The following is a 6,987-nucleotide window of genomic DNA, read 5'->3' on the forward strand; positions in this document are numbered from 1 at the left end:
AACTTACATTGTTTCTGTAAAAATCATATTATGATAGATACGAGTAAGAATGTAGTATCTTTAGATTTGATTGACTTCAAAATTACAGTGCTAGAACTTACTTCTGTTGATGAATATCCATTTAATGAGTATCAAAATAGATATAATGGAATAGTTATGTATTTTAGAAAGAATAAATTAATCTGTCATGACTCTGGGAATATAATAATTATAGATGGTACAAGCGTTATTGAAATTCCAGATGTAGTTTCTATTAAATACTATCAACTAATAGCATCTAATACATATTTGTTAGCGATTGGTGAAAATCAGCTACAGCTTATCAACTTAGAAAATGCTAGTGAAAGTAAAATTATTTCTTTTGCATCTCCGTGCTATTGTGTTGGTGCAGATATATTTGAGGAACAGGATACAATCCATATCTCCCTTTTATTAAATAATGATTGGGAAGAGTTTGTGCGTGTAGAAGAATATGCTTTTACCTTTGATGAATTGCAAGGAAATGTAGTGTTATAGGTAATTTTTAATATGCTATAATTAAGTGTTACATGAATTATTTAATATATCTTAATTATAGAGTTATAGCGTTTATAGAAAGAGGTTCCTTATGGCATCCGGCAGATCTGAAAAAGAGTTACAAGGGGTAACGATGTTAGGTCACAAGACCGATTACCCTACTGATTATGCACCACAGGTGTTAGAGGCGTTTGATAACAAGCACCCTGATAATGATTACTTCGTTAAGTTTAATTGTCCTGAGTTTACAAGCTTGTGTCCTATGACAGGTCAACCAGATTTTGCGACCATCTATATTTCTTACGTACCAGATAAAAAAATGGTAGAGTCCAAGTCTTTGAAATTATATCTATTCAGTTTCCGCAATCATGGGGACTTTCACGAGGACTGCATCAATATCATCATGAAAGACCTTGTGAAGTTGATGGATCCTAAGTACATCGAGGTATGGGGCAAGTTTACGCCGCGCGGTGGTTTGTCTATCGATCCATACGCAAACTATGGCAAGCCTGGTACAGAGTGGGAAAAGACTGCAAAAGAGCGACTTCATTTCCACGACATGCAGCCTGAGCGCGTAGCATACCGTTAATATGGTATACGAATATTTAACAATGGTCACATCGTTCATAATGTTTTTTATGATCGGGGTGACCTTGTCTATTCACCCTGCATCCATAATCGTAGGGGAGCATACGCAGTTGTCACATCTCAGTAGATGGACTCGGTGGAATGGGTATCTTATTTTTATATTGACCCTATTTATTGTGGATGTACTCATAACAAATGGCATATATGCTGTATTTTATGATATGTATGGCAATCTATCTGCTCTGCGTGAGCTGGCTATTGATCCGATGGCTATATTCTTTAGTGAAAACTTCCAAATAGGCGTTGTTGTCGTCTTTGTTCTAGTGTTGCTACAAGTGTTAGGTCTCGTCGATTTGGCTCATGGTGAAAGAAATTTATCATTTCACTATGACCAACTACATCAAGGTAAAGAACAACCTTCCTGGATGGAACAGTACATGGCCCATGAAAAGGGCGGGTTGGGCTTAGCTATTGTAGGATTGATTTACATGATACGGATGACCATGAGAACCATGTGGCCTTATATTATATGCCTTATATGGTTTAAGCTTATAGCGATGCTTGCTAATGTGCTACTTTCACCAGTCATCAATCGGTTAATGCATGTTGAAACGATGACATCAACGCATATCATACTAGACCCTTATGTAGCGATATATGTGATAGCAGGATACCTGTGGGGCTATGTAGCGCTACACTATGACATAGATAAGGCGTATAATGTAGCGAATAGTACCGTGATAGCCATCGTTCCGCGACTTACCGTTATACTAGGGACAGTCATCTTTATTGGACTCGCGCTAGTTATTATTATGGTGCCTGTTACTTGGGGTATGGTGGTAGATACACTGACAAAATTATAAATAAACCTAGTTATTTCCTATATTTTTAGGGTTTTAAAAGCGGTTCTCATTCTCTTGACAATGCATAGATGCAGGTGATAGAGTATGATTGTATTTATGAGAATACACAAATGGTTATATCCAGTGTATAGAGAATAACAAGGTGAAATTCATATCGTCCTTGGGATGTTCCTGAGGACGATTTTTATCATCTATCACCAAAAGGAGAATCAGATGAGTATAGTCACAAATCAAACAACTGAACTGATTGGTAAAACTCCGGTATATCAATTACCAAATACCAATATTTATGTAAAACTTGAAAAATATAATGTAGGTGGCTCTGTGAAAGACCGTGCTGTTTTAGGTATGTTACAAGACGCCAAGGAGAAAGGCCGTATCCATGAGGATAGTATCATCGTAGAGGCTACAAGTGGCAATACAGGTATTGCTCTTGCCATGGTGGGTGCTATCTTACATATTAAAACTGTAATTATTATGCCTGAAAGCATGAGTAAAGAACGTCGTGAACTTATTAAGGCGTACGGTGCACAGCTCATCTTAACGCCTAAAGAAACAGGCATGAAGGGCGCTCTTGAACGAGCTAATGAAATCTTAGAGAAATATCCTAATGCTTTTACCTTGGGCCAATTTGTAAATCCTGCGAATCCAGATATACATTACCGTACTACGGGCGCTGAAATCGTAGAACAAGTGCCGAATGTAGACGTATTTGTGGCAGGTATCGGTACAGGTGGTACTTTCACAGGTGTTACTAGACGATTGAAAGAGCATAATCCGAATCTGAAAGCTATCGCAGTGGAACCAACAGGATCTCCAGCCATTACAGAAGGCAAGGGTGGTCCTCACAAAATTCAAGGCATTGGTGCTGGCTTCATTCCTGAAAACTTCGACCAAAGTTTGATGGACGGCGTACAAACTGTAAGCGATGAAGAAGCCTTTAGCGAAGTACAAACCTTTATGCGTGAAAGCGGTGTTTCTATTGGACTTTCAGCGGGGGCCGCTATCGTAGCAGCTAAGCGCATTGCACGAGAAGAACCAAAGGCGAATATAGTGGTTATTGCACCAGATGGGGTAGAAAAATATTTATCCCTCTTGGATTTTGCTAATAACGAATATGTAAAGTAACGGATTTTGGATAGATAAAACATCTTATGTATAGGAATACAGACCACATATGTTGTATACTATATATTATTATATGAGTAGAGTTATTTGAGATGGAGTCACTATGATGCAAGGTTTGCGCGAATTATGGGGCAAAATTCAATATAATATTAAGCGCGTAATGGACTCTGACCCAGCCGCAACAAGTGTGTGGATGGTTATTTGGACGTATCCACATATTACGGCTTTATTCTGGCATTTCTTTGCACACCGCCTCTATAAGGCGGGGTGGCCAACCTTGGCGCGTCGTGTGGCACTACATTCTCGTCACGTAACGGGCATTGAAATTCATCCAGGTGCAACGATTGGTCGCGGTTTATTTATTGACCATGGTATGGGCGTTGTAATCGGTGAAACTGCCATCGTAGGTGATAATGTAACACTGTTCCATCAAGTAACGTTAGGCGGTATGTCCTCTAAACAGATAAAACGCCATCCAACCATCGAAGACGAAGTGCTCATCGGTACAGGTACAAAAATCTTAGGGGATATTACTATCGGTGCGCGCACAAAAATCGGTTGTAACCTTGTTATTAAACATGATATTCCGAAAGACATGGTTATCTTTGAAACGGATCCAGAAAATATGTATGTTCGTAAACCTCGTCGCACTAATACAGGTAAGGCTGAGGAAAAGAAAATTCCTGACGATTACATAGAATACTATATTTAATATAGTAGTAAATAAATTATATAAACCGCTAACTATTAGAGGCTCTAGTAGTTAGCGGTTTTTTATTGCCAAAATAGGGCTAATTAAATTCTACACATAATTATGTTTTAGATGACTTAAAAATAAAGGTGCATAGAGTATGATAACTACTCGTTTTGACCTATCTTACATAGACTAATAAAAAAATATTCAAAAAAATCGATTTATATATTGACAAGGAAAATCATTATTGATAAAATAACTTATGTAATCAATAACGATTACAAATTAAATAAACGAATTGATGGCTTAGAAGCCGACTGGGTTTATTCGCTTTTGAATAAACTGTAATTAAGAATTAATTGATAAAAGGAGAATTATTATGAAAAACGTACAACAAGTAAACCAATATTTAGCAGATCTTTCCGTATGGAACGTAAAATTGCATAACCTACATTTCAACGTAACAGGTCCACAATTTAAATCCATCCATGAATACCTAGAATCCATTTATGATGAAGCATTTGAATACTTTGATGCGGTAGCAGAGCATGTAAAAATGCAAGGCCAATTCCCATTGGTAAACTCTGCAGAATACGCTAAATTGACTAAAATCGAAGAATTAGGTCAAGAAGATATTCCTCAAGCAAAAGTAATTGAAATCCTTCTTAAAGACTTCAAATACATGAATGATCAAGCTGTAGCAATTCGTGCAGCTGCTGATGAAGAAGGTGACTTCTTGCTCGTAAGCATGATGGAAGATCACGTTGCTTACTATGTAAAACAAATCTGGTTCATCGAATCTATGTTGAAATAATACGATTGACAATGCCTTATTGGGTATGATATGATTACCCAGTAAAGCATGGAGGATTACTCAAGAGGCTGAAGAGGACGGTTTGCTAAATCGTTAGGGCGGGTTACCGTCGCTAGGGTTCGAATCCCTAATCCTCCGCCATGCTGAGACCTCACATCACGCGATGTGAGGTCTTTTTGTTTATTGTAATATTTACTAGGTATGGACCTTAATGTGTAAGGACTCAAATGAGTTTAAGGTCCTTTAAATATTGATGTATATAGGCGTGTAAGGTTATAGAGTTGACGTATGACAAGGGGTTTCATATAATAGATTGTATAAAATGTAATTTTAAGGAGACTCTTATGAATATAAAATATACACGTCACATGTATTTACTTCGTCGCGCTATCGGTATCGGCACATTATGTCTTGTTGCCTCTGTTGGCTTTGTTCATGCTGAAAGCATTGCTATTCCAAGTGCACGTCCTATGGTGGATGGTGTTAGTGCTGATGTAGAAACTGTTAGTAGCTCTAGTAAAGCACAACATCATGTGAGTGCTGGTGTAATTACACCAAGTGATTGGACGTATACGGCATTACAAACGTTAATTAAACACGGTGCTATTACAGATACACATGGTTTTGTCTTTGATGGCAATACAAGCTATACAAAGGATGAGCTTATGCCTCTTATCGATGAGGTAGTAACAAAACGGGAGCAAATGAACGAAAATGATCGCCAATATGCATTGCGCATTTATCAAGAAAATATGCGTGATGTAATGGACTATCGTATTGCTCGCGACAAGAAAGTTACGCAAGAGCGCCGTCAAAAATTAGACGAAAAACGTGCTGCAAAAGCTAAGAAGTCTGGTAAAACATACCAAGTATCTAAATCTCAACAAGAGGCTTTAGATACAGCTAATGATGAAGTGGCAAAACCAGAAGAGCGCGCTTTAACAGATGAACAAATCAAAGAAAAAATGAAGAAATTCAAAATTGATGATTCTCGTGTTAAAGTAAATAATAATGTGCGCATCCGTTATACCGGTGGTAAGGATACAAAATCTAAAACCGATGCTCGCATGCAAACGGAGATGACCTTTACTCTATAACCCTTAATGAGGAGTTATAATGATTGATTTCTTAAAGAAACAGTTGTTTACTGTTCACCAAAATGGTAAGCACCAGGTGAGCGAGGTCTTTAAATTTATAGGTCCTGGCATTATCGTAACTGTAGGGTTTATCGACCCTGGCAATTGGGCGGCTAATCTAGCTGCCGGTGCTAGTTATGGTTACGAACTTTTATGGGTAGTAACACTATCTACGATTATGCTCATTTTATTGCAGCATAATGTGGCTCATTTAGGCATTGTACGGGGCCAATGCTTATCCGAATGTGCCTATGAATTCTTGCCTTCCTATGTATCTCGATTTGTGTTGAGTACAGCTGGTATTGCAGCTGCGGCGACGGCATTGGCTGAATTTATCGGCGCTGCTATTGCATTGAAAATGCTCTTTGGCATTCCGCTTCTGATAGGTAGTGTATTAACGGCCGTTATATGTACTGTTATGCTCATTACAAACTCCTATCGAAAACTGGAGAGAATCATAGCGGGCTTTGTATCCCTTATTGCATTGGCCTACCTCGTTGAGGTCAATATGGTCAATGTAGACTGGGCGGCAGCAGGCATTGGTTGGGTAGATCCTAAGATTCCAAATGAATCGATGCTCGTTATTTTGAGTATCTTAGGGGCTGTTATTATGCCTCACAATTTGTTCTTGCACTCAGAAATCATCCAAAGTCGCCAATTCAATACGCAAGATCCTTCTATAATGAAGCGCCAATTGCATTATGAATTCCTAGACACCTTATTCTCTATGGGGATTGGGTGGATGATTAACTCCGCCATGATTTTACTGGCGGCAGCAGTGTTCTTTACTCACGGCATTGAGGTAACAGAGCTTGAACAGGCGGAGGAGTTGTTACGACCTCTCATTGGCCCTGCAGCAGGTACTATCTTTGCTATCGCATTGCTCTTTGCGGGCTTTGCCTCTTCTGCTACAGCAGGTATGGCTGGAGCGAGTATATTTGCAGGCATGTTTGGTGAGTCTTACGATATGAAAGACTTCCATACTCGATTAGGCTTGGCTTTAACATACATTCCGGCATTGTTGTTGATTGTATTTGTTACTGATTCATTCCAAGCATTGTTGATCTCTCAAATGTTCTTGAGTTTGCAACTACCTATTACAATTTTCTTGCAGCTTTATATGACGAGTAGCCGTAAGGTGATGGGGCAATATGCGAACCATAAATATACGAATGTACTATTATGGGGCATTGGTATTGTTGTTACTGTTATGAATATTTACCTACTCATTGTAGGATAATAGGAAAA

General features: G+C 38.5%; 7 protein-coding genes, 1 tRNA gene and 1 pseudogene. All 9 read left to right on the forward strand.

What is annotated here, in order from left to right; all coding sequences use genetic code 11:
• Positions 1 to 516, forward strand: a pseudogene (locus tag QZ548_RS06535) (hypothetical protein); the annotation flags it as partial.
• A 91-nt stretch (positions 517 to 607) separates the two neighbouring features.
• Entirely contained in the window at positions 608 to 1,105 is a 498-nt protein-coding gene (queF, locus tag QZ548_RS06540; RefSeq protein WP_004697960.1) for a preQ(1) synthase, read from the forward strand.
• 49 nt (positions 1,106 to 1,154) lie between these two features.
• Positions 1,155 to 1,967: a hypothetical protein gene (locus QZ548_RS06545; RefSeq protein WP_295869180.1), complete on the forward strand. Its 813-nt coding sequence runs from the start codon at positions 1,155 to 1,157 to the stop codon at positions 1,965 to 1,967.
• 213 nt (positions 1,968 to 2,180) lie between these two features.
• On the forward strand, positions 2,181 to 3,095 hold the full coding sequence (gene cysK / locus QZ548_RS06550; RefSeq protein ID WP_295869182.1) for a cysteine synthase A: 915 nt from the start codon (positions 2,181 to 2,183) through the stop codon (positions 3,093 to 3,095).
• Between the two features lie 103 nt (positions 3,096 to 3,198).
• Positions 3,199 to 3,807: a serine O-acetyltransferase EpsC gene (epsC, locus tag QZ548_RS06555; RefSeq protein WP_295869183.1), complete on the forward strand. Its 609-nt coding sequence runs from the start codon at positions 3,199 to 3,201 to the stop codon at positions 3,805 to 3,807.
• A 361-nt stretch (positions 3,808 to 4,168) separates the two neighbouring features.
• Positions 4,169 to 4,603 (forward strand): DNA starvation/stationary phase protection protein, encoded by a 435-nt coding sequence (locus QZ548_RS06560; protein WP_295869184.1) that lies wholly within the window; start codon positions 4,169 to 4,171, stop codon positions 4,601 to 4,603.
• Between the two features lie 50 nt (positions 4,604 to 4,653).
• Positions 4,654 to 4,744, forward strand: a tRNA-Ser gene (locus QZ548_RS06565).
• Positions 4,745 to 4,947: 203 nt separating this feature from the next.
• Positions 4,948 to 5,700, forward strand: a complete 753-nt coding sequence (locus QZ548_RS06570; protein WP_295869186.1) for a hypothetical protein — start codon at positions 4,948 to 4,950, stop codon at positions 5,698 to 5,700.
• 19 nt (positions 5,701 to 5,719) lie between these two features.
• A complete protein-coding gene (locus tag QZ548_RS06575; protein WP_295869188.1) occupies positions 5,720 to 6,979 on the forward strand; it encodes an Nramp family divalent metal transporter in 1,260 nt (419 codons plus the stop codon).
• Positions 6,980 to 6,987 lie beyond the last annotated feature (8 nt).

Source organism: uncultured Veillonella sp. (assembly GCF_915069625.1).
Taxonomy (GTDB): domain Bacteria; phylum Bacillota; class Negativicutes; order Veillonellales; family Veillonellaceae; genus Veillonella.

What these genes read in the sequence shown, in the direction of transcription:
- queF (WP_004697960.1), top strand. Translation starts at nt 608, where the DNA reads ATGGCATCCGGCAGATCTGAAAAAGAGTTACAAGGGGTAACGATGTTA.
- QZ548_RS06570 (WP_295869186.1), top strand. Translation starts at nt 4,948, where the DNA reads ATGAATATAAAATATACACGTCACATGTATTTACTTCGTCGCGCTATC.
- QZ548_RS06560 (WP_295869184.1), top strand. Translation starts at nt 4,169, where the DNA reads ATGAAAAACGTACAACAAGTAAACCAATATTTAGCAGATCTTTCCGTA.
- QZ548_RS06545 (WP_295869180.1), top strand. Translation starts at nt 1,155, where the DNA reads ATGATCGGGGTGACCTTGTCTATTCACCCTGCATCCATAATCGTAGGG.
- epsC (WP_295869183.1), top strand. Translation starts at nt 3,199, where the DNA reads ATGATGCAAGGTTTGCGCGAATTATGGGGCAAAATTCAATATAATATT.
- QZ548_RS06575 (WP_295869188.1), top strand. Translation starts at nt 5,720, where the DNA reads ATGATTGATTTCTTAAAGAAACAGTTGTTTACTGTTCACCAAAATGGT.
- cysK (WP_295869182.1), top strand. Translation starts at nt 2,181, where the DNA reads ATGAGTATAGTCACAAATCAAACAACTGAACTGATTGGTAAAACTCCG.